Consider the following 19,333-nt stretch of genomic DNA (forward strand, 5'->3'; position numbering starts at 1 on the left):
GGCTTGGGAGCGGTCGGGGAAAACCAGGAATTTTAGGCGCTTGCCGGCGAGGGCTGCACGAGCACGGCCGCAGAAGTGCGATGGGAGGCGGTGTCGACCAGCACCAGCGAACCCAGCGCGCGCGATTGCGCGAAGGGCAGCACGGCAAGCGGCTGCTGCAGCGAGAGCACCACGTCGCCGATGGCGTTGGGCTCCAGCCGGTCGGCGGGCTCGGACTCCAGCGTCGTGATGTTGACGCGGTCGATGATGCGCGCGACCTTGGCCTTGACCCAGCGGTGGCCCTGCAGCGCCCAGTAGACGCGGCCCGCGAGCAGCGGCTCGTCATCGAGCCAGGCGATGGTGGCCGTGATCTCGCGCACCGGCTCGAAGGCCCCAGGCGCCAGCAGCCAGTCGCCGCGAGAGACATCCAGCTCGCGGTCGAGCACGATGCCGGCACTGTGGCCCGCATGCACGGTCTTGGGCTGGCGGGTGTGGCTCAGCACCTGCGCCACCGTGGCTGTCTGGTTGCCCGGCAGCACGGCGACACGCTGGCCCGGTTCCACATGGCCGCTTGCGACGCGGCCCCAGAACACCCGGCGGCCCTTGGAGGTATCGGCCGAGCCGGAGAACTTCTCGACCCATTGCACCGGGAAGGCGAAGGGCACGGCCTCGTCCTGCTGGGTGACGGGCAGGTCCTCGAGCAGCTCGATGAGGCTCGGGCCTTCGTAGCCGCACCAGTCGCCGTGGCGCGAGGCAACGTTCCAGCCCTTCAACGCCGAGATCGGCACGGTGGCGGCAACCCGCACGCCGGCGGCTTCGGCGAAGCTCGCGAGCGCAGTGGAGATGCGCTCGAAGGCAAGCCCGGCATCGGCAATCGCATCCAGCTTGTTGACCGCGAACACGATCGACTGCACGCGCAGCAGGTGGCACAGCAGCGTGTGGCGGCGCGTCTGCGGGAGCAGCTCGCGGCGCACTACCTCTCCATCCTCGACCTCGGCGGCCCAGTCCAGCTTCGTCGCGTCGATCAGCACCACGGCGGCGTCCGCGCCGGAAGCCGCAGTGACCATGTTGCGCGTGTACTGCTCATGGCCCGGTGCGTCGCCGATGATGAACTTGCGCCGCGCCGTGGAGAAGTAGCGGTAGGCCACGTCGATGGTGATGCCTTGTTCGCGCTCGGCCGAGAGGCCGTCGGTCAGGAGCGCCAGGTCGGTCTCGCCGCCGCGCTGCACGCCGGCCAGCTGGTCCTGCAGCACGGTCTTGCTGTCCACCAGCAGGCGGCCGATCAGCGTGCTCTTGCCGTCGTCGACGCTGCCGCAGGTGATGAAGCGCAGGGCGGGGCCGGTGTCACCGTGCAGGGTCTCGGGCGCGGAGAAAGTGGTGGTCGTCGCAGTCATCAGAAGTAGCCGTCTTTCTTGCGCTTTTCCATCGAAGCTTCGGAAGTCTTGTCGTCCATGCGCGTCGCGCCGCGCTCGCTGACCTCGGCGGCCAGCGTCTCGACCACCACGTCGGCCGCATCGGCCGCCAGGCTGTCCACGGGGCAGGTGCAGGTGATGTCGCCCACGGTGCGGAAGCGCACGTCGCGGACCTCGACTGTTTCACCGTCGCGCGGCGGCGTGAGCTCGGTTACCGGCACCAGGAGGCCGCGGCGCTCGACCACCTCGCGCTTGTGCGTGTAGTAGATCGAGGGCAGGGCGATCTTCTCGCGCTCGATGTATTGCCAGACGTCCAGCTCGGTCCAGTTCGAGATCGGGAACACGCGGAAATGCTCGCCGGGTGCGAGGCGGGTGTTGAACAGGGTCCAGAGCTCGGGCCGCTGGTCCTTGGGCTGCCATTGGCCGAAGGCGTCGCGGTGCGAGAAGATGCGCTCCTTGGCGCGGGCCTTCTCCTCGTCGCGGCGCGCGCCGCCGATGAGCGCATCGAAGCGGAATTCCTCGATTGCTTCGAGCAGCGTCACCGACTGGTGCACATTGCGCGACTCGCCCGGATGGGCCAGGCGCACGGTGCCGCGCGCCATCGAGTCCTCGACGCTGCGCACGATCAGCTCGGCGCCAAGTTCCTGCGCGCGGTGATCGCGGAAGGCCGTCACCTCGGGAAAGTTGTGGCCGGTGTCGATCATCAGCAGCGGGTAGGGCAGGCGCCCGGCGCCGAAAGCCTTCTCGGCGCACTTCAGCAGCACCAGCGAGTCCTTGCCGCCCGAGAACAGCAGGGTCGGACGCTCGAAGGAGGCGGCGACCTCGCGCAGGATGAAGATGGCTTCTTCCTCCAGCGCATCGAGCTGCGTGTTGGACAGGCGGGCTGGCGTGGTCGCGGTCTGCAGCAGCAGGTCGTGTTCGGTTCTGGCGTTCATCGGGTGGAGTGCTCAGTGCGGGAAATCAGTGAAAGCTTGGGCAGCTCAATGCGAGAGATGCAATCCGCACTCGCGGTTCTCTTCGCCCTTGGTCGGGTCCACGTAGTCGAAATTGTTGGGCAGGCCATGCGCTTCGCAGTAGGCATGCAGGTCCTTGGACGACCAGTGCAGCAGCGGGGCCACCTTGATCAGGCCATCCGGATTGACGCTGACCGCGTCCATCTGCGCGCGCACGGCCGTGTCGGTGGCCCGAAGTGCGGTGAACCAGACCTTTGGTGCCGTCTCGCGCAGCGCACGGGCAAAGGGCTCCAGCTTCACTTCTTCCGTGAAAGCGGCATGGCGCGGATCGTCGAGCGCCGGCGTCGGGCCCTCCACGGCTTCGCGATGCGCACGCGAGCGGCGCGGCAGGTAGATGCGCAGATCCAGGCCCAGCAGCTTCGTCACCGCGTCGGCATACCGGTAGGTGGCCTCGGTGTTGTAGCCGTTGTCCATCCAGACCACGGGAACATCGGCCTTGGCGCGCGTCACCATGTGCAGGATCACGGCCTCGAACGGTCGGAAGTTCGTGGTGACGATTGCAGGCTGGCCCAGGCCGATCGCCCAGTCCACCAGGCCCTCCGCGTTGTGGCCGAGCTCGGAGTTGATGCGTGCGAGGTCGATGCTCATGTCGAGCGTTCTCATGCGGGCTCGGATCGCGCCTGCGCGAAGTGAGGCGTGGGCTGCACCGCATCGCCCTGGTAGTAGGTCGCGAAGCGGTCGAACTGGCGCTGGGCCGCCGAGGCGTCCACGCCTTCCTTGAGCACCGCGCTGGAGAAGCCGGTGCGCTGCATCTGCACCAGCTGGTCGATCAGCACATCGCCGGTGGCGCGGATGTCGCCCTTGAAGCCCAGGCGGCGACGCAGCAGGAAGGCCTGGCTGTAGGCGCGCCCGTCGGTGAATTTCGGGAAGTGCAGGTCGATGCGGTCCACGTCGTCGAGGCAGACCTCGATCGCCAATGGGTCGGCATCGTTGGCGAGCTGAAGTACGTTCGGCTCGCCGTCATCGACGTGCTCTTCCGGCGAAAGGATGCGAAGCGTCTTGTTCATAGGGCCCCCACGCTCGGCACTGTCGTGTCCTCGCTGCCCCCAAAGGGGACGCGAGCTTGCTTGAAGCGGTTCTGCGCTGCGCTCATGCCGCCTCCTCCACCTTGAAGCGCGCACCGTTGGCCGCGGCCTTGAAGGGCTCGATGCCCACGCGGCGCAGCGCGTCGATGAAGGTCTCGCCGGCCTCGCGGGTGTCGCGGTAGGTGTTGAGCACCGCCTCGATCACCTCAGGCACCTCGGCCGCCGAGAAAGAGGGTCCGACCACCTTGCCCGGCTGCGCCGCACCGGAGAGCGCGGAGCCGTCGGAGCCGCCCAGCGTGACCTGGTACCACTCCTTGCCGTCCTTGTCGACGCCCAGGATGCCGATGTGCCCGCTGTGGTGATGCCCGCAGGAGTTGATGCAGCCGCTGATGTGCAGGTCGATCTCACCCAGGTCGTCGAGCTCGTCCAGGTCCTGGTAGCGCTCTGTGATGGCTTCGGCGATCGGGATCGAGCGCGCGTTGGCGAGCGCGCAGAAATCGCCGCCGGGGCAGGCGATCATGTCGGTCAGCAGGTGCACGTTGGCGCTGGCGAAGCCGGCCTCGCGCGCGGCGAGCCACAGCGCATGCAGGTCCTCGGCGTGCACCCAGGGCAGGAGCAGGTTCTGGTCGTGCGTGACACGCGCCTCGCCGGCCGAGAAGCGGTCGGCCAGCCGGGCGGCGGTGTCGAGCTGGTCGGCCGAGGCGTCGCCGGGGGCCTGGCCGATGCGCTTGAAGGACAGCGTGACCGCGCGCAGCGCCGGGTTCTTGTGCGGCGCCACGTTGCGCTGCAGCCAGCGCGCGAACATCACGTCGTCGGCCGCCTGCGCGCGCAGCTCTGCATCGGTCTGCTCTGCGCTCTGGAACACGCGGGTCGCCAGCGTCGGCGGCACGAAGGAAGCGGCCACGCGGTCGAACTCGGCCTGCGTGATGGTGTGCGGTGCGCCGTCGTGCTCGAGGATCTGCTTGTACTCGGCCTCGACATCGTCGATGTAGCGCTGGCCCTCGGCCTTCACCAGGATCTTGATGCGCGCCTTGTACATGTTGTCGCGCCGGCCGTAGCGGTTGTAGACCCGCACCACGGCTTCGAGGTAATTCATGATCTGGTTCCAGGGCAGGAACTCGCGCAGCACAGTGCCCACGATGGGCGTGCGACCCATGCCACCGCCCACCTGCACGCGGAAGCCCAGCTCCCCGGCCTCGTTCTTCAGCAGCTTCAGGCCGACGTCGTGCCAGCCGGTGGCGGCGCGGTCTTCCGCGGCGCCGGTGATCGCGATCTTGAACTTGCGTGGCAGGAAGGCGAATTCCGGATGCAGCGTGCTCCACTGCCGCATGATCTCGGCGAAGGGGCGCGGATCGGCGACCTCGTCGACCGCGATTCCGGCGCGCTCGTCGCTGGTGATGTTGCGGATGCAATTGCCGCTGGTCTGGATGCCGTGCATGTCGACGGAGGCCAGGAGGTCCATCACGTCGGCCGATTTCGACAGCGGAATCCAGTTGTACTGCACGTTCTGGCGCGTGGTGAAGTGGCCGTAGTGCGTGGGCAGCTTGTGGGTGCCGAGCAGGCCCTGGGTCTTCTGAGCGTTCCTGTAGACCTCGGCCTCGGGCTCGTCGTACTCGCGCGCAATGCGCGCCAGCACGCGCAGCTGGGCACTCGAGAGTTCGCCGTAGGGCACCGCCACGCGCAGCATTGGCGCATAGCGCTGCACATACCAGCCGTTCTGCAGGCGCAGCGGCCGGAACTCGTCCTCGGAAAGTTTGCCGGCCTGCCAGCGTTCCAGCTGGTCCCGGAATTGCGCCGCGCGCTGGTGCACGAACTGGCGATCGAAGTCTGTGTATTGGTACATCGTGTTTTCTTTGCTGCTGGAAGGCGTGCGTCCACGGCCCGTCAACGCGAGCCCGGACTTTAGAAGTGCGCCTTATGGAACCAAACTATTTTTTGGTTCGTGTCTTATGCGGATAAGCTTATTCGCCAGTCTGCATGCGGCCTGCAGGCCGATGGAATGCTTATTCCGGATAAGGCCCGATCGGGTGGCGGGCCCGGGCCCGGTGTTTCTGTGCCCCCCGTGAAGGCTAGGAAGAAGTCCCACCCAGCGCCTGCTGGATGTCCTCCAACCCGCGGCCCCGTGTCTCGATCCCGCTGCGCATGAGCATCAGCGCGGCCACCGCCATCGGCAGCGCGATCAGCAGGGCCGAGGCGGCGAAATGGCCGAACACGCCCAGCACGCCGAAGCCCGCGCCGAGGATGCCCCCGAACTTGGAGCCCGCCGCCACCACGCCCGAGCCGGTGCCGCGCAGGTGGACGGGATAGATCTCCGCCGCATAAGGGATGAGCATCGCGATCACCCCGCTCGAGCTCACCAGCAGCAGGGCGGTGGTCAGCACCATTGCGAGGTCCGATTGCACCCGCGCCACACCGAGGCCGAAGAACAGCAGCAGCGTCGCCGCGGTCAGCGCGATGAACAGCACCAGCGCCTTGATGCTGCTCCAGCGGTGGTAGAGCCAGATCACGATCGCGATGCCCGGCAGCGCCAGCAATGCTGATCGGGCCAGCAGCGCGCTGGCGGCGGTTGCGTCCATGCCCATGCTGCCGAGGTTGGTGGGCAGCCACAGCAGGAAGCCGAAGTTCACGAGGCCCCACGCCACGCCGCAGACCAGCAGGCCCCAGGTGATGCGCGCGTGGCTGCCGCGCAGCAACTGCCTGATCCCGCCGGGCGGCGGCTCCTCTTCAGCCACGACGGCAGCGGCGTTCGCCGGCCCGGTGCTCGCCGCCTTCTTTCCGGCAAAGCGCGCGAGCACCGCGCGCGCTTGGTCGTCGAGTCCGACGTTGGCGAGGAAGCGTGGCGACTCGGGGATGTAGCGGCCCAGGAAGACGATCACGAGCCCGGTCGGCAGGCCCAGCAGCCACAGGGCGCGCCAGCTGAACTCCGGCACCAGCAGCGCTGCCGATCCGGCCGCCAGCAGGTAGCCGGCGGAGGTGCCTACGCCGCCCAGCGCCACCAGCAGCCAGCCGCGGTGCGCAGCCGGCACGGTCTCGGCCATCAGCGTGAAGGTGATGGGCAGCAGGCCGCCGGCCGAGGCGCCCATCAGGAAGCACATCGCGAGGTTCCAGCCGAATGCCGGCATCGCGCCGCAGATCGCGGTGCCGATGAACATCAGCGCCGACAGCAGGATCGCCGCGCGGCGGCCGAACACGTCGGCCAGCCGGCCCCACAGCACCGAGCCCACCGTGGTCCCGGTGAGCGCCACCAGCGCGAGCACGCCGGCGGTCTGCTTGCTGATCTCGTATTCCTTCGTCATGCCGGGCATCACGAAGCCGAGGGTGGCGGGCTTGAGCACGTCGACCGCCAGGGCGATCACCAGCACGATCACCAGCTTCCAATGCTCGCCGTTCAGCGGCACGCCGTCGGCCACGTGGAACTGCAGGTGGCGGTCGGCATGCAGGCTCTTCTTCATCTGGGCGATGCGCGGCATCAGGCCGTACATGGCCAGCAGCACGCCCAGCGGGATCATGGCCATGCCGGCGAGCATGGTGGCGTCCATCTCCATGCCGACCATCTGGTAGCCGGTGTGGCGGCCCATCATGAACATCGGCACATGGGCCAGTACGCCGCCGATGATGGCGATGCAGCCGAGCCAGAAGGCGATGGGGTGGTGAAAGGCGAAGTTGTTGGGTTTCATGCGGTCTCTTGCGGCCGCACATGTTAGCGAAGCGCTCAGCGGCAGAAGCCCCAGCCCCCCACTTCGAGATGGAAGTGGTCCGCATGCAGCGCGTTGTAGTCGGGGCCCAGTACGCCCTCGAAGAAGCGGCAGGCGCCGGCATGGGCATCGCGCAGGAACAGCGCGTCGGCATCGTCGCCGCCCCAATCGCGACGCACGGTGATGCGCCTGCGGTCCTCGCGCACGAAGCCGGCGATGTCGATCGCGTCCGCGGTCGCATGGCGGCTGCGTCGCCCGTCGCGCGTGCTGCCTTCGCCGGTGTTGACGTTGCGGCAGGCGTAGCTGCCCAGGTGCTCCACGGCGGCGATGGGGCCGCCCAGCCGCTGCGACGCGGCCGGTTGCAGGGTGTGCCGCTCCCACATCGCGAAGGACAGCGCCGCGCGGCAGCTCAACAGCGTCGGCGAGGACAGCGAGACGCTGCGGCCGCCGCGCAGGCGCAGGGCGGCCGTCAGGCCACAGCCGGGCCCGGTGCTGCGGTCGGCGACCGGCTCGTACTGCAGGCCTGACGGCTCGAGCGCGGCGAAGCAGCGCGCGGGGTCGGATCTCGCGCGGCGCAGCTTGAGGCCGGTCAGCAGGTTCGGCTCCGCGGCCACGTCCAGTGGCGCCCAAGGGTTGAAGCGATCGGGAAGCTCGAGCATGCCGAAGCGGAGCGCCGCGGCGAGCAGCGCCGCCAGGGCCATCAGAAAAGCGAGGAACAGGCCATGCCGTGAAATCGGGCGCACACCCCGACTACAACACGAAGTGCGCCACCGTCACATAGTGGCTGGCCGATCCCGCCAGCACGAACAGGTGCCAGGTGCCGTGCGCATGGCGCCAGCCCAGCGGGTTGCGATAGAACACTGTGCCGGCCGAGTACCACAGCGCGCCCGCCAGCAGCCAGGCCAGCCCGGCGCCGTCGAGCCGCTCCACCAGTGGCACGGCTGCCAGCACGCCCAGCCAGCCCATGCCCAGGTACAACGCCAGCGAGGGCGCCGGCGGCTCGCCCCGCCGCAGCTCGCGCGCGATGCCGAACAGCGCCGCGCTCCAGGCCGCGGCCAGCAGCGCCCAGCCCCAGGTGCCCTGAAGGGTGACCAGCGCGAATGGCGTATAGCTGCCGGCGATCAGCAGGTAGATGGCGCAATGGTCCACCCGCTGCCAGAACAGCTTCATTCGGCCGCGCGTGCTGTGGAAGAGGGTGGAGGCACCGTACAGCGCCACCATCGAGAGCCCGAACACCAGCGCGCTGGCGGTCCTGGCCGGGTCGTTGCCGGGCACCGTCTTTGTCAGCAGCAGGGCGGAGCCGGCCGTGGCCAGCATCAGGCCGAGCAGGTGGCTGTAGCCGTTGAAGCGTTCGCCTTGGTACATGGTGTCACCTCGAAGGAATGCATGGAGTGGGCCTCGGTTTTGCTGCGCCGTCGTGACACATCAGACAACGAAGGTCACGGCTGCACATCAACCGTTGGCCTTAGACCTCCTGCATGTTGAGGACCGCCGAACGCACTGGCCCTCCGGCTTGCCACTGCGCCGGCGATGCCCTAAGTTCCCGGAGAACAAGCCGACCAGGAGACAGCCATGCCCCGCTTCGACACCGTCCGCATCGACCAGGATCCGCAGCACCCGCGCATCGCGCGCCTGCTGCTCGACCGCCCGGAGAAGCTCAACGCCATCGGCAACACCACGCCGGCGGACATCCGCCATGCCGTCGAGTGGGCCCAGGCCGAGGACGAGGTGCACGTGATCGTGGTGGAGGGCGCGGGCCGCGCCTTCTGCGCGGGCTACGACCTGGGCGAGTACGCGGAGGGACGCGACCTCGAAGGCCAGCCCGACCATCCTTGCCGGCAGGAGAAGAAGCCCTGGGACCCGATGCTCGACTACGCCGCGATGAAGGCCAACACCGAGGACTTCATGTCACTGTGGCGCTGCACCAAGCCCACCATCGCCAAGGTGCACGGCTACGCGGTGGCGGGCGGCAGCGACATCGCGCTGTGCTGCGACCTGCTGGTGATGGCCGACGACGCGAAGATCGGCTACATGCCCACGCGCGTGTGGGGCTGCCCGACGACCGCCATGTGGACCTACCGCCTCGGCGCGCTGCGTGCCAAGCAGCTGATGTTCACCGGCGACACGATCAGCGGCACCCAGGCCGCCGAATGGGGCCTGGCCAATTTCTCGGTTCCGCCGGCCGAGCTCGACCAAGCGACGCTGCAGCTGGCGCAGCGCATCGCCGGCGTGCCGAGATCGCACCTGATGATGCACAAGCTGGTGGTCAACCAGGTGTGGCTGTCGATGGGCCTGGAGCAGAGCCAGATGTTCGCCACCGTGTTCGACGGCATCACGCGGCACAACCCCGAAGGCATGTGGTTCCGGCGCCATGCCGAGGTGGAGGGCTTCAGGAGCGCGGTGGCTTGGCGCGACAGTGGCCGGCCTATTCCCGAGGGCGACGAAGCGCGCGCCTTGGTGGCCGAGCTCGAGGCACGCCTGGCACAGGCGCGCGCCGCCGCCTCAGCGCGGCAGCAGGGCTGACAGGCCCTGGCCGGCCAGCAGCCCGCCGAGCAGCAGCATCACAGAGCCCACGAAGGCGTCGAGCCAGCGCCACGCGGCCGGCCGGGCGAACAGCGGCGCCAGCAGGCGGGCGCCGGTGCCCAGCGTCGCGAACCAGCCCGCGCTGGCCAGCGCGCTGCCCGCCACGAAGGCTGCCTTGCCGGCCCCCGGCTGCTGCGCGCCGACGGCACCGACCAGCAGCACCGTGTCGACGTACACGTGCGGATTCAGGAGGGTGAAGGCGGCCGTCTGCGCCATCACGCGCGAGAGCGGACTGGCGGCGCCGGCGTGCGCGGCATGCAGCGCGCCGGGCTTCAGCGCACGCCGCCAGGCCAGCGCCGCATAGACGAAAAGGAAGAGGGCGCCGCCGATCGTCAGCGCGGGGGCCAGCACCGGCAGCCGCTCGAGCACCCGCCCCATGCCGACCACGCCGAGCGCCACCAGGAGCGCGTCGGCGACGGCGCAGAACAGCACGACCGGCAGCGCATGCTCGCGCCGCAGTCCCTGGCGCAGCACGAAGGCGTTCTGCGCGCCGATGGCGACGATCAGGCCCAGGCTGAGGGCGAAACCGGTGGTGAACGAGGGAAGGAAGCTGAAGCTGCTGGCCATGCACCGATGATTGGCGCCACGGCAAAATCAGTCCAGTTAACTTTTCTGCAGCTGCATTAGGAATACTTCATTGCTGGACTATCTCTCCCTCTCGGCAGTGGCGCAGGTGGTGCGCGAGGGCAGCTTCGAGCGCGCGGCGCGTGCCCTGCACGTCACGCCCTCCGCGGTGTCGCAGCGCGTCAAGCAGCTGGAGGATCGGTTGGGCCTGGCGCTGGTCGTGCGCGGCTCGCCCTGCGTGGCTACCGAGGCGGGGGCCTGGCTGTGCCGCCATGTGGAGCAGGTCGACATGCTCGAGCGGGAGCTCCACCGCGCCATGCCCGCGCTCGGCGCCCTGGACGACGCCGCCCGGCGCCTGACCCTGCGTGTGGCCGTCAATGCCGACAGCCTGGCCACCTGGTTCATTCCCGCCCTCGCCGCCTTCAGCGCGCGCGAGCCGGCCCTGGTGGATCTCAGCGTCGACGACGAGACGCACACGGCCGAGTGGCTGCGCTCCGGCACCGTGCTGGCTGCCGTGACCTCCAATCCCAAGCCCGCACAGGGCTGCCGCAGCGTGCCGCTGGGCCACATGCGCTATCGGGCGACGGCGAGCCCGGCGTTCAAGAAGAAGTATTTCGCCCGCGGCGTGAGGGCCGAGGCGCTGGCCGAAGCACCCAGCCTGGCGTTCAGCCGCAAGGACAGGCTGCAGGCGCAATGGCTGCAGGACGTATGCGGCGAGCCGGTCGAGGTACCGCGGCATTGGCTGCCGTCGAGCGAGGCCTTCGTGGCGGCCAGCGTGGCCGGCATGGGCTGGGGGATGAATCCCGCAACGCTGGTCGCGCCGCACCTGCGCGACGGCAGCCTGGTGGAACTGGTGCGGGGCGCGGAGTTGCAGGTGCCGCTGTACTGGCACCACGTGCGGCTGAAGATCCCGATGCTGGAGCGGCTCACGCAGGACGTGCTCGCGGCCGCGCGCGAGGGGCTGGAGCCGTAGGGCCGCGCTGCCTGATCAGGCCCACCAGTGCCGCACGGTGATGGCGATCACGCGCGCCGCCTGCCGGCGCAGGTCGTCCGAAGGCGGGCGCTGCACCGGCGCACGCCGCGGGACGGCGGGGTTGGGGATCAGGAACAGGTGTCGACCCCGCGCCGAAGCGGAGGCGGGTGGATGGAGGGTTTGCATGCCGTGCCTTGGATTTTTCTCGGGAAGGCAGGGCATCTTAGCTGTATAAAAATACAGTGTCATGACAGCCTCCTGCCAAGGCCTCGCACGGCTCGCAAGAAGAAGAGGTCGAGCCGCCCTCAGCCGGCGCTGCGCCGCACCTGCACCGTGGCTTCCAGGCCCTCGTAGGCCTCGGCTTCGCCGAACCAGCTCCCGCTGATCGGCGCCGCGAGGGCAGGGTCGCGTGCCACGCCGACGCGGATCAGCTGCCCGCTGCCCATCAGCAGGTTGTTGGTCGGATCGAAGGCGACCCAGCCTGCACCCGGGAGGTAGGCGTGCAGCCAGGCGTGGGTGGCGCCCGCCCCGGTGATCGTCTCGCCCGGCGCGGCCTCGCCGTCGTCGAGCGCGGCGTCGTAGAGGTAGCCCGAGACGAAGCGTGTCGCCACGCCGAGCCGTCGTGCGGCCTCCATCATCAGCAGCGCGTAGTCGCGGCAGCTGCCGCTGCCCAGCGCCAGCGTCTCCAGCGGGGTCTGCGTGCCTTCCTCGTCGCGCGCCGAGTACTGCAGGCTCTGGCCGATGTGCGCGTTCATGCGGGTCAGGACATCGAGCGTCCCGTTGGGCTTGTCGATGTGCAGGAACTGGTGGGCCCAGCGGATCAGCGTGCCTTCGGGGTCGTCGTGGTGCGGACGCAGGTAGTGCTCCAGGTCTAGCCGGTCCTGCACCGAGTAGGCGAAGGGCAGGTATTCGGCCATCGGCTCCAGCGTGAGCACGTCCGGCGGCGCCGACACATGCTCGATGGCGAACGAGCACACGATGCGCAGCTCCGTCGCCTCGCCGATCGGCTGCACCAGCGCGATCGAGTTGGAATACGGATCCTGGATCATGCGCACATGCGCGTCGGGGCTGACATGCAGGTCGGTGGCGAGCACCCGCAGGTCGTGGCTGTCGCGCGGCCTGAACATCACGCGGTGCAGGCCGAAGCGCACCGGCTCCTTGTAGCGGTAGACGGTAGTGTGGGTAATGTCGTAGCGGGTGGCCATGGCGGAATGATTGTCCTGCCGGCGGATGACACGCTGCCCGTTCGCGGACGCTCAGCCGGACGGCGCATTGTGGCGCCGACCGGCCGGCCCGCGCTGCGCATCGAGGGCCCGGGCCTGCGCTGCCGGCAGCGCCAGGGGCTCGCCATGCCAGCGCGCCGCCAGGAGCTCGGCACACAGCGCCGCGAAGCTGAGGCCGCGCGAACCCATTGCGGTGCACAGCCAGGGGCCGGCCGGCGCATCGGGGCTCATCGGGCCGACCAGGGGACGCCGATCGCTGGAGGCGCAGCGCACGCCGGCCCAGGCCTGCAGCTCGCCGTGCTCGAACAGCGGCGCGAGCTGCCGCGCTGCCTCCGGGTGCAGGCGCGCGAGCCGCTGACGGTTGGCCTCGGTGTCTTCGCTGCGAAGCCCGGTTTCGTCGTCGTCGCGATCAAAAGTGGCGCCGCTGAGCCAGAGCGCGCCGCCGGGAGCGGGCACATGGGCGATCAGGTGGCCATCGCCGTTGACCGGCATCGGGGGCAGGCGCATGCCCTCGGCCATGCGTCCCCAGGCGAGTTGACCGCGCACCGGCTGCAGCGGCATCGCCGGCGCAAGCGCGGCGCTCTGGTGGCCGGCCGCGATCACGACGCGATCCGCTTCGACCAGCAGCTCGCCTTCGGCATCGCGCAAGACCCAGAGGCCCGAATGCCCAGGTGAAACCTCGATCCGGGCAACGCGGCTTCCCGTCCGGATGCGAATGCCGGGCTGAGCCAGCCAGGCCTCCACCAGGCGCGCAGGGCGCACCCAGCCGCCACGGGCATGCCAGATGCCCGCCGCATCGGCGGGCAGGCCGGCCTCGCGCAATTGCTCGGGCGACGCATGCCAGGACTCGTTGGGCCCGTCGGCGCTCCAGCTTTCCGGCAGGCGGGCCAGCCCGGCGCTGCGGCGCTCGAGCACGCCGCTCGCGCGCCAATCCGTGCCCTCGGCCAGCAGTGTCCTGGCCTGCTCCCAGGTGGCCCGCACGCCGGCGCGGATCAGCCGGGAGAGCAGGGCGTCGTCGGGCGAAACATGCGGCGCGAGCACGCCCGCGGGCAGGCCCGATGCGCCGGCCGCAGGATGCGCGCCGGCCTCCAGCACCTCCACCTGCCAGCCGCGCCGCGCCAAGCTGGCGGCGACGGCCGCGCCGGCGAGGCCCGCACCGACCACGGCACAGCGGCCCGGCGCCGAGACCGCCTCCGGATCCGGCACCTGCCGACGCAGCGGCCAAGACGGATCGAACACGCCCTGCAGGCAATCGCGCTTGGGCGGCAGGCCGGGGGCCTTTTGCAGCCGAAAGCCGCAAGGCGCCAGCGCATCGCGCACCGGCCGCGCCACGCTCCAGGTCGCCAGCCGCGTGCCGCGGCGCGCGAAGCGGGCCACGGCCTTGAGCGTCTCGGCCGACCACATCTGCGGATTGCGCTCGGGGCTGAAGCCGTCCAGGAAGATGCTGTCGGCCTCGAAGCGATGGTGGGCGCGCAGCATGGCCTGGACATCGCCGACGCACAGGGTGAGCAGCACCCGGCCGTCTTCGAAGACGAGGCGATGGAAACCCGGAAGCAGGCCCGACCACTGCGCCGCCAGAGCCTCGGCCAGCGGCGCGAGCTCGGGCTGGCTTGCCGCGGCGCGCAGGAGATCCTCGCGTCCGACCGGGTAGGCCTCGATCGAGACGAAGTGCAGCAGCGCAGGACGCAGCGGGTCCTCTCGCCAAGCCTGCCAGCTCGTCAGAAATGAAAGGCCGAGCCCGAAGCCGGTTTCGAGAATCCGCCATTGGGGCTGGCCGCCCCAGGCCTCCGGCAGGCCGCAGCCGCCGAGGAACACATGCCGGGCCTGCGCCACGGCACCGCTTTCGGAGTGATAGATGTCGCCGAAGCGCTCGCTGTACGGCACGCCGTCCGCACCCCAGGCCACCGGCTCGGCCACCGCGCGAGGCCGGGATCAGTTCGACGGGGGTACGTAGCCCTGCGCGACGTCCGCGCCTTCGCCGAAGAAATGCTTTTCCATCTGGCGTGCCAGGTACTGGCGGGCGCGCGCATCGGCCAGGTTCAGCCTGTTCTCGTTGACCAGCATGGTCTGCTGCTTGAGCCACGCGGCCCAGGCTTCCTTGCTGACGCTTTCCCAGATGCGTTTGCCGAGTTCGCCCGGGTAGGGCGGAAAGTCGAGCCCCTCGGCCTCTTTGCCGAGCTTGATGCACTGGACCATGCGTGCCATTTGGATGCCTCTTGAAGGGGTGGGGGGTTGCTTAGTTGATTTGGCTATTTAGAACTGAGAACTCAGTCGTTCCAGTTTCTTTATGCCCTATCCAGAATTCGAAGCCTCACTGTTATGCCTTCCTGAAGCACAAGACCATGAGCTACCGCCGCGACTTTATCAAGCTTTCCCTCGCTGCCGCCGCTTCGTCCGGCATCGCCCTGACGGCATTGCCGTCGTTCGCGCAAGGCGTGACGCTGCTCAACGTCTCCTACGACCCGACCCGAGAGCTCTACGTGGACTACAACAAGGCCTTTGCCGCCTACTGGAAGGCAAAGACGGGCCAGGAGGTCACGATCAAGCAGTCGCACGGCGGCTCGGGCAAGCAGGCGCGCTCGATCATCGACGGCATCGATGCCGACGTCGCCACGCTGGCGCTGGCCGGCGACACCGATGCGCTGGTGAAGCACGGTGGCCTCGTCAAGGCCGACTGGCAGAAGCGCCTGCCGCACAACTCGGCCCCCTACACCTCGACCATCGTCTTCCTGGTGAAGAAGGGCAATCCCAAGGGCCTGAAGGACTGGGACGACCTCGCCAGGCCCGGCGTGCAGGTGGTGACCCCCAACCCCAAGACCTCCGGCGGCGCGCGCTGGAACTACCTGGCGGCGTGGGAGTTCGGCAAGCGCAAGTACGGCGGCGATGCCCAGGCCAAGGAGTTCGTGGGCAAGGTCTTCAAGAACGTGCCGGTGCTCGACACGGGCGCCCGCGGCTCCACCATCACCTTCGTCCAGCGTGGCGTGGGCGACGTGCTGCTGGCGTGGGAAAACGAGGCCTTCCTGGCCTTGAAGGAATTCGGCCCCGAGAAGTTCGAGATCGTGGTGCCCTCCATCAGCATCCTGGCCGAGCCCACCGTGACGGTGGTCGACAAGGTGGTCGACAAGAAGGGCACCCGCGCCGTGGCCGAGGAGTACCTCAAGTACCTCTACTCCGACGAAGGCCAGAACATCGCCGGCCGCAACTACTATCGCCCGACCTCCGAGAAGGCGAAGGCCAGGTACGACAAGCAGTTCCCGAAGCTCACGCTGTTCAGCATCGACCAGGCTTTCGGCGGCTGGGCGAAGGCTGACAAGGAGCACTTCGCCGACGGCGGCTCCTTCGATCAGATCTACGCACCCACCAAGTGAGCGGGATCGCGCCATGCATCCCTGCATCACCGAAGACACTTCGCTCGAAGCGCCGCCGCGCCCGCTCTGGCGCGCGTTGCGCGATCTTGCGATCAGTGTCGCAGTGGTCGGCGCCATTGCGCTGATCGCGACCTTCCTGGGCGCGACCCCCGCCCATGCGCACGACAGGAACGAGCTGCGCACGGCTACCCCTACCAGTCAGCAGCTGCTGCAAGGACGGTTTTTCGATCCTGCCGCTGATTCCAACTCGAAGGAGCTTTCCATGTCCATCCAGGCGATCAACGTACGCAACCAGTTCAAGGGCAAGGTCCGCGAGATCATCCGCGGCGACGTGGTCTCCGAGGTCGATGTCGAGACCGCCTGGGGCATCGTGACGTCGGTCATCACTACCCGCTCGGTCGACGAGCTGCAGCTGAAGGTGGGTTCCGACGTGGTCGCGCTGGTGAAATCCACCGAGGTATCGATCGCCAAGCTATAGGGCCTGTCGACAGGCCTGAAGTCCCCACCGGCCGCGGCCGGCGCTCATTTGCCGTAACAATGGGTGCCACCAAGGAGAGAGCCATGGCCGGATTCGAAGTGAGTGAGATCGTGGTCGCGCTGCGCGAGGCGCGCGAGGAATGGCGTGATGCCCAGAAGCGCTCGCGCGAGCCGGGCAGCCGCGAGTTCCCCTCGCGCGATGCGCTGGCCGCGATCGTGGAATCGCTGAAAGGCGCGCTGTTTCCGATGCGGCTCGGCCCGCCCGAGCTGCGCCACGAGGGCGAGGACTTCTACGTCGGCTACACGCTCGAATCGGCCCTGCTGTCGCTGCTGGTGCAGGCCCGGCTGGAACTGCGCTACAACGCGCGCCATCAGCCGCGCGAAGCGGCCGCGATCGAGGACGAGGCACAGCAGGCGGTGCACGACTTCGCCGCGGCGCTGCCCGCGATCCGCCGGCTGCTCGACGGCGACGTGCTCGCTGCCTACCAGGGCGATCCGGCGGCACGCAGCGTCGACGAGGTGCTGCTGTGCTACCCGGGCATCCTCGCGATGATCCATCACAGGCTCGCGCACCAGCTCTACGCGCTCGGCCTGCCGCTGCTGGCGCGCATCGTGGCCGAGCTCGCGCATGCGCAGACCGGCATCGATATCCATCCCGGCGCACATATCGATGCCGGCTTCTTCATCGACCACGGCACCGGCGTCGTCATCGGCGAGACCACCGTGATCGGCAAGCGTGTGCGGCTCTACCAGGCGGTGACCCTCGGTGCCAAGCGCTTTCCGACCGACCCCGACGGCAAGCTCCAGAAGGGCTTGCCGCGGCATCCGATCGTGGAGGACGACGTCGTGATCTATGCCGGCGCCACCATCCTCGGGCGCGTCACGCTGGGGAAGGGCGCGGTCATCGGGGGCAATACGTGGATCACCGAGGACGTGCCGGCTGGCGCCAACATCACCCAGGCGAACCTGCAGAAGGCGGGTTGCGATTGAGTTGCGATGCTCAGAGGATGTCCATATTCAGCGTCAGCGTGGCCACACTCGAATCGCTCACACTCGAATCGACCCTGCCATGAGGCTTCATTGCCGTCGGCGCAGCGGCGCGAATCTCCCGCAGGATCGACCCCGTGAAAAGTTCGACGTATCTGTCACGGCTCGCGGGCATGAACTGGGCTGCGACGTCCAAGGGAACGTGGTACTCGTCCCTTTCCACCCACACCGACAGGCGCATGTCATTCAGTTGCGTCGGGCAGGGTAGGCCACATGCCCGCAACAAGCCTCGGATGCAGATCTGCATGATGGCGCCACCTCCTCGTCGGAAGGGTACATGTCAGTCATGTCGTATGCGAATCCGCCAAGGAGCTGGATTGCCTCCCTGTCCACGCCGTGCTCTCCGAACTTGAGTTTCCGCTCCTCGAAACCCTTGACGTAGTTCTTCAGTTGCTCGTGGTGACTCCGGAGTTCGTCACCGCTCGCAAAAATGAACTGCCTTCTGCAGTCCTCGGCGAGCTTTTTCAACGCAGGCCATAGCTTCGTGTCGACGATCGACAACGAATCAGTGCCGTAAAAGTCCGTTGCGCTGTGCCGGTCCGCGGAAGTCTTGAATTTCCCAAAGTGATCGGCGTTCTCCGTTGCGTTGACTTGCGCGATGTGACGGCGGATTGCCGCAACGTCCCGGATGATTTCGGTCAAAGGGGCGCCCGCCCGCCAGCGTTGTTCCACCCAAGCTTCCGCGGCGCGGCACCAAGTCGCCCAGCGTTGCTGATTGATGTCTACCTTGCCGCCCGCCACGCCCACTCCGTAAACGCGCGCCTGGCATGTATAGGACTGGCTGATCCCTCCATGCAGCTGATCTTCGAAGTTGCCCTGGGTGAGCAAGCGGAGCTCGAAGACCCGTCCGTCCGGACGGCCGACCTGCTGCGGACTCGCAAGTTCCGCGAGCTCCCGGTGAAGGGATTCGATCCTGCCCGGGTCCGCGCAGAGTGCCTCGGTCAGGTGCGCGAGGTTCGGCGTGTTGAGAAGCCCGGCCGGTGCGAGCGAGTCGAAAATGCCCGAGATGAACACTGCCTCACGGGCCGGAGCGTGTTGAGCCAATCGGGCGAGCAATTCCAGGGCCTGGGCATCCGCATCGACCCCGCCGTGCGCACGCTCCCATGCGACGCGAATGTCTGCAGGGTTGCAACGCGAAGTCGCTCGATGCTGCTCACCGGGCATGTGCATCAGCAGCGTTTTTGGGGGAGGTGCAGTGGTGGAGTGCATACGACAATCTGTATCCAGATGGCCTTTCAAGTTCCTCCCTGTCCCATCTGCGCGCGAGCGCAGCTTTGAGCAGCAACGCTACGGGCCAGCGGCCTTGACTTGGTGACAGCCGCCGTTGTGCTGTAGAAACGGTTTACCTGGAAAGGGCAGTCCATGCCGTTCCGCCCATCCACTTTTGCAAGGAGCTTTCATGAGCCAAACCCGAATCGCCGTCATCGTCGGCAGCCTGCGCAAGGATTCGTTCAACCGCAAGCTCGCGCTTGCCATCGCGCACCTCGCACCTTCGGACTTCGCCTTCGAGCATCTGCGCATCGACGACCTGCCGCTCTACAACCAGGACGACGACGGGAACCAGGCGCCTTCGGTCAAGCGGCTCAAGACGGAGATCGCGGCCTCGCAGGGCCTGCTGTTCGTCACGCCGGAGTACAACCGGTCGATGCCCGGTGTGCTCAAGAACGCAATCGACAACGCCTCACGACCCTATGGGCAGAGCGCGTGGGCCGGCAAGCCGGCAGGCGTGATCGGGATCTCGGTCGGTGCCATCGGCACGGCGCTCGCGCAGCAGCATCTGCGCAACGTGCTCGCCTATCTCGACGTGCCCACCATGGGCCAGCCCGAGGCCTTCATCCAGAACAAGGAAGGCCTGTTCGACGACAAGGGCCACATTGCCGAAGGCAGCAAGAAGTTCCTCCAGAGCTGGGTGGACGCCTATGTGGCATGGATCAAGCGGCACGGCAGCTGAACAGCTGAGAGTTGCCTGACAAG

21 protein-coding genes are annotated in these 19,333 nt (G+C 68.1%); 6 read left to right on the forward strand and 15 right to left on the reverse strand.

The window, feature by feature from the left end; all coding sequences use genetic code 11:
• Positions 1-32: 32 nt before the first annotated feature.
• The 8 genes from ACMGEZ_RS05845 to trhA all read right to left on the reverse strand — a co-directional run bounded on the left by ACMGEZ_RS05845 (position 33) and on the right by trhA (position 8,489).
• Positions 33-1,373 (reverse strand): sulfate adenylyltransferase subunit 1, encoded by a 1,341-nt coding sequence (locus ACMGEZ_RS05845; RefSeq protein ID WP_436821298.1) that lies wholly within the window; start codon positions 1,371-1,373, stop codon positions 33-35.
• Positions 1,373-2,326: a sulfate adenylyltransferase subunit CysD gene (gene cysD, locus ACMGEZ_RS05850; RefSeq protein WP_436821299.1), complete on the reverse strand. Its 954-nt coding sequence runs from the start codon at positions 2,324-2,326 to the stop codon at positions 1,373-1,375. Before cysD ends, ACMGEZ_RS05845 begins: the two co-directional genes overlap by 1 nt.
• 45 nt (positions 2,327-2,371) lie before the next feature.
• Positions 2,372-2,992, reverse strand: a complete 621-nt coding sequence (locus tag ACMGEZ_RS05855) for a phosphoadenosine phosphosulfate reductase domain-containing protein (protein ID WP_436821373.1) — start codon at positions 2,990-2,992, stop codon at positions 2,372-2,374.
• A gap of 11 nt (positions 2,993-3,003) precedes the next feature.
• On the reverse strand, positions 3,004-3,411 hold the full coding sequence (locus ACMGEZ_RS05860) for a DUF934 domain-containing protein (RefSeq protein WP_436821300.1): 408 nt from the start codon (positions 3,409-3,411) through the stop codon (positions 3,004-3,006).
• Positions 3,412-3,493: 82 nt separating this feature from the next.
• Positions 3,494-5,272: a nitrite/sulfite reductase gene (locus ACMGEZ_RS05865; RefSeq protein ID WP_436821301.1), complete on the reverse strand. Its 1,779-nt coding sequence runs from the start codon at positions 5,270-5,272 to the stop codon at positions 3,494-3,496.
• A gap of 226 nt (positions 5,273-5,498) precedes the next feature.
• A complete protein-coding gene (locus ACMGEZ_RS05870; protein ID WP_436821302.1) occupies positions 5,499-7,106 on the reverse strand; it encodes an MFS transporter in 1,608 nt (535 codons plus the stop codon).
• 35 nt (positions 7,107-7,141) lie between these two features.
• A complete protein-coding gene (locus tag ACMGEZ_RS05875; protein WP_436821303.1) occupies positions 7,142-7,825 on the reverse strand; it encodes an extensin-like domain-containing protein in 684 nt (227 codons plus the stop codon).
• 49 nt (positions 7,826-7,874) lie between these two features.
• Positions 7,875-8,489 (reverse strand): PAQR family membrane homeostasis protein TrhA, encoded by a 615-nt coding sequence (trhA, locus tag ACMGEZ_RS05880; protein ID WP_436821304.1) that lies wholly within the window; start codon positions 8,487-8,489, stop codon positions 7,875-7,877.
• Between the two features lie 207 nt (positions 8,490-8,696).
• Between trhA and ACMGEZ_RS05885 the strand changes: the two genes are divergently transcribed.
• Complete coding sequence (locus ACMGEZ_RS05885; RefSeq protein WP_436821305.1) at positions 8,697-9,647, forward strand: crotonase/enoyl-CoA hydratase family protein; 951 nt, start codon at positions 8,697-8,699, stop codon at positions 9,645-9,647.
• Here ACMGEZ_RS05885 and ACMGEZ_RS05890 read toward each other — a convergent pair.
• Positions 9,627-10,274 carry a LysE/ArgO family amino acid transporter gene (locus ACMGEZ_RS05890; protein WP_436821306.1) on the reverse strand — a complete coding sequence of 216 codons (648 nt, stop codon included), beginning with the start codon at positions 10,272-10,274 and terminating at the stop codon, positions 9,627-9,629. The genes ACMGEZ_RS05885 and ACMGEZ_RS05890 overlap by 21 nt on opposite strands.
• A gap of 70 nt (positions 10,275-10,344) precedes the next feature.
• Here ACMGEZ_RS05890 and ACMGEZ_RS05895 point away from each other — a divergent pair, with 70 nt between their 5' ends.
• Positions 10,345-11,244 (forward strand): LysR family transcriptional regulator ArgP, encoded by a 900-nt coding sequence (locus ACMGEZ_RS05895; protein ID WP_436821307.1) that lies wholly within the window; start codon positions 10,345-10,347, stop codon positions 11,242-11,244.
• Positions 11,245-11,259: 15 nt separating this feature from the next.
• On the opposite strand, the gene ACMGEZ_RS05900 is transcribed toward ACMGEZ_RS05895, so the two are convergent.
• From ACMGEZ_RS05900 to ACMGEZ_RS05915, 4 genes are all read right to left on the reverse strand, one after another.
• Positions 11,260-11,430 carry a hypothetical protein gene (locus tag ACMGEZ_RS05900; protein ID WP_436821308.1) on the reverse strand — a complete coding sequence of 57 codons (171 nt, stop codon included), beginning with the start codon at positions 11,428-11,430 and terminating at the stop codon, positions 11,260-11,262.
• 119 nt (positions 11,431-11,549) lie between these two features.
• Complete coding sequence (locus ACMGEZ_RS05905) at positions 11,550-12,449, reverse strand: transglutaminase family protein (RefSeq protein ID WP_436821309.1); 900 nt, start codon at positions 12,447-12,449, stop codon at positions 11,550-11,552.
• A gap of 51 nt (positions 12,450-12,500) precedes the next feature.
• Positions 12,501-14,384: a bifunctional tRNA (5-methylaminomethyl-2-thiouridine)(34)-methyltransferase MnmC2/FAD-dependent 5-carboxymethylaminomethyl-2-thiouridine(34) oxidoreductase MnmC1 gene (mnmC, locus tag ACMGEZ_RS05910; RefSeq protein ID WP_436821310.1), complete on the reverse strand. Its 1,884-nt coding sequence runs from the start codon at positions 14,382-14,384 to the stop codon at positions 12,501-12,503.
• Positions 14,385-14,399: 15 nt separating this feature from the next.
• Positions 14,400-14,672: an oxidative damage protection protein gene (locus ACMGEZ_RS05915; RefSeq protein ID WP_436821311.1), complete on the reverse strand. Its 273-nt coding sequence runs from the start codon at positions 14,670-14,672 to the stop codon at positions 14,400-14,402.
• A 137-nt stretch (positions 14,673-14,809) separates the two neighbouring features.
• On the opposite strand from ACMGEZ_RS05915, the gene ACMGEZ_RS05920 reads away from it, so the two are divergent.
• The 3 genes from ACMGEZ_RS05920 to epsC all read left to right on the forward strand — a co-directional run bounded on the left by ACMGEZ_RS05920 (position 14,810) and on the right by epsC (position 17,302).
• Complete coding sequence (locus ACMGEZ_RS05920; RefSeq protein ID WP_436821312.1) at positions 14,810-15,835, forward strand: sulfate ABC transporter substrate-binding protein; 1,026 nt, start codon at positions 14,810-14,812, stop codon at positions 15,833-15,835.
• Between the two features lie 262 nt (positions 15,836-16,097).
• A complete protein-coding gene (locus ACMGEZ_RS05925) occupies positions 16,098-16,313 on the forward strand; it encodes a TOBE domain-containing protein (protein WP_007829250.1) in 216 nt (71 codons plus the stop codon).
• Between the two features lie 83 nt (positions 16,314-16,396).
• On the forward strand, positions 16,397-17,302 hold the full coding sequence (gene epsC / locus ACMGEZ_RS05930; protein WP_436821313.1) for a serine O-acetyltransferase EpsC: 906 nt from the start codon (positions 16,397-16,399) through the stop codon (positions 17,300-17,302).
• Between the two features lie 10 nt (positions 17,303-17,312).
• Here the strand turns inward: epsC and ACMGEZ_RS05935 are convergent, their stop codons facing one another.
• Both ACMGEZ_RS05935 and ACMGEZ_RS05940 read right to left on the reverse strand, forming a co-directional pair.
• The gene (locus ACMGEZ_RS05935) at positions 17,313-17,540 is read right to left on the reverse strand and encodes a hypothetical protein (protein WP_436821314.1); all 228 of its coding nucleotides are present in this window, start codon (positions 17,538-17,540) and stop codon (positions 17,313-17,315) included.
• Positions 17,541-17,545: 5 nt separating this feature from the next.
• Positions 17,546-18,568 carry an immunoglobulin domain-containing protein gene (locus ACMGEZ_RS05940; protein WP_436821315.1) on the reverse strand — a complete coding sequence of 341 codons (1,023 nt, stop codon included), beginning with the start codon at positions 18,566-18,568 and terminating at the stop codon, positions 17,546-17,548.
• A 190-nt stretch (positions 18,569-18,758) separates the two neighbouring features.
• Between ACMGEZ_RS05940 and ACMGEZ_RS05945 the strand changes: the two genes are divergently transcribed.
• Entirely contained in the window at positions 18,759-19,310 is a 552-nt protein-coding gene (locus tag ACMGEZ_RS05945; protein WP_436821316.1) for an NADPH-dependent FMN reductase, read from the forward strand.
• The last annotated feature ends 23 nt before the right edge of the window (positions 19,311-19,333 follow it).

Origin of the sequence: Variovorax stachyos (assembly GCF_051400855.1) — a bacterium.
In the GTDB taxonomy this organism is placed as follows: Bacteria; Pseudomonadota; Gammaproteobacteria; order Burkholderiales; family Burkholderiaceae_C; genus Variovorax.

Coding starts and splice junctions, on each gene's coding strand:
- ACMGEZ_RS05845 (WP_436821298.1), bottom strand. CDS start 1,373: ATGACTGCGACGACCACCACTTTCTCCGCGCCCGAGACCCTGCACGGT.
- cysD (WP_436821299.1), bottom strand. CDS start 2,326: ATGAACGCCAGAACCGAACACGACCTGCTGCTGCAGACCGCGACCACG.
- ACMGEZ_RS05855 (WP_436821373.1), bottom strand. CDS start 2,992: ATGAGCATCGACCTCGCACGCATCAACTCCGAGCTCGGCCACAACGCG.
- ACMGEZ_RS05860 (WP_436821300.1), bottom strand. CDS start 3,411: ATGAACAAGACGCTTCGCATCCTTTCGCCGGAAGAGCACGTCGATGAC.
- ACMGEZ_RS05865 (WP_436821301.1), bottom strand. CDS start 5,272: ATGTACCAATACACAGACTTCGATCGCCAGTTCGTGCACCAGCGCGCG.
- ACMGEZ_RS05870 (WP_436821302.1), bottom strand. CDS start 7,106: ATGAAACCCAACAACTTCGCCTTTCACCACCCCATCGCCTTCTGGCTC.
- ACMGEZ_RS05875 (WP_436821303.1), bottom strand. CDS start 7,825: ATGGCCCTGGCGGCGCTGCTCGCCGCGGCGCTCCGCTTCGGCATGCTC.
- trhA (WP_436821304.1), bottom strand. CDS start 8,489: ATGTACCAAGGCGAACGCTTCAACGGCTACAGCCACCTGCTCGGCCTG.
- ACMGEZ_RS05885 (WP_436821305.1), top strand. CDS start 8,697: ATGCCCCGCTTCGACACCGTCCGCATCGACCAGGATCCGCAGCACCCG.
- ACMGEZ_RS05890 (WP_436821306.1), bottom strand. CDS start 10,274: ATGGCCAGCAGCTTCAGCTTCCTTCCCTCGTTCACCACCGGTTTCGCC.
- ACMGEZ_RS05900 (WP_436821308.1), bottom strand. CDS start 11,430: ATGCAAACCCTCCATCCACCCGCCTCCGCTTCGGCGCGGGGTCGACAC.
- ACMGEZ_RS05905 (WP_436821309.1), bottom strand. CDS start 12,449: ATGGCCACCCGCTACGACATTACCCACACTACCGTCTACCGCTACAAG.
- ACMGEZ_RS05915 (WP_436821311.1), bottom strand. CDS start 14,672: ATGGCACGCATGGTCCAGTGCATCAAGCTCGGCAAAGAGGCCGAGGGG.
- ACMGEZ_RS05920 (WP_436821312.1), top strand. CDS start 14,810: ATGAGCTACCGCCGCGACTTTATCAAGCTTTCCCTCGCTGCCGCCGCT.
- ACMGEZ_RS05925 (WP_007829250.1), top strand. CDS start 16,098: ATGTCCATCCAGGCGATCAACGTACGCAACCAGTTCAAGGGCAAGGTC.
- epsC (WP_436821313.1), top strand. CDS start 16,397: ATGGCCGGATTCGAAGTGAGTGAGATCGTGGTCGCGCTGCGCGAGGCG.
- ACMGEZ_RS05935 (WP_436821314.1), bottom strand. CDS start 17,540: ATGCGCCTGTCGGTGTGGGTGGAAAGGGACGAGTACCACGTTCCCTTG.
- ACMGEZ_RS05940 (WP_436821315.1), bottom strand. CDS start 18,568: ATGCACTCCACCACTGCACCTCCCCCAAAAACGCTGCTGATGCACATG.
- ACMGEZ_RS05945 (WP_436821316.1), top strand. CDS start 18,759: ATGAGCCAAACCCGAATCGCCGTCATCGTCGGCAGCCTGCGCAAGGAT.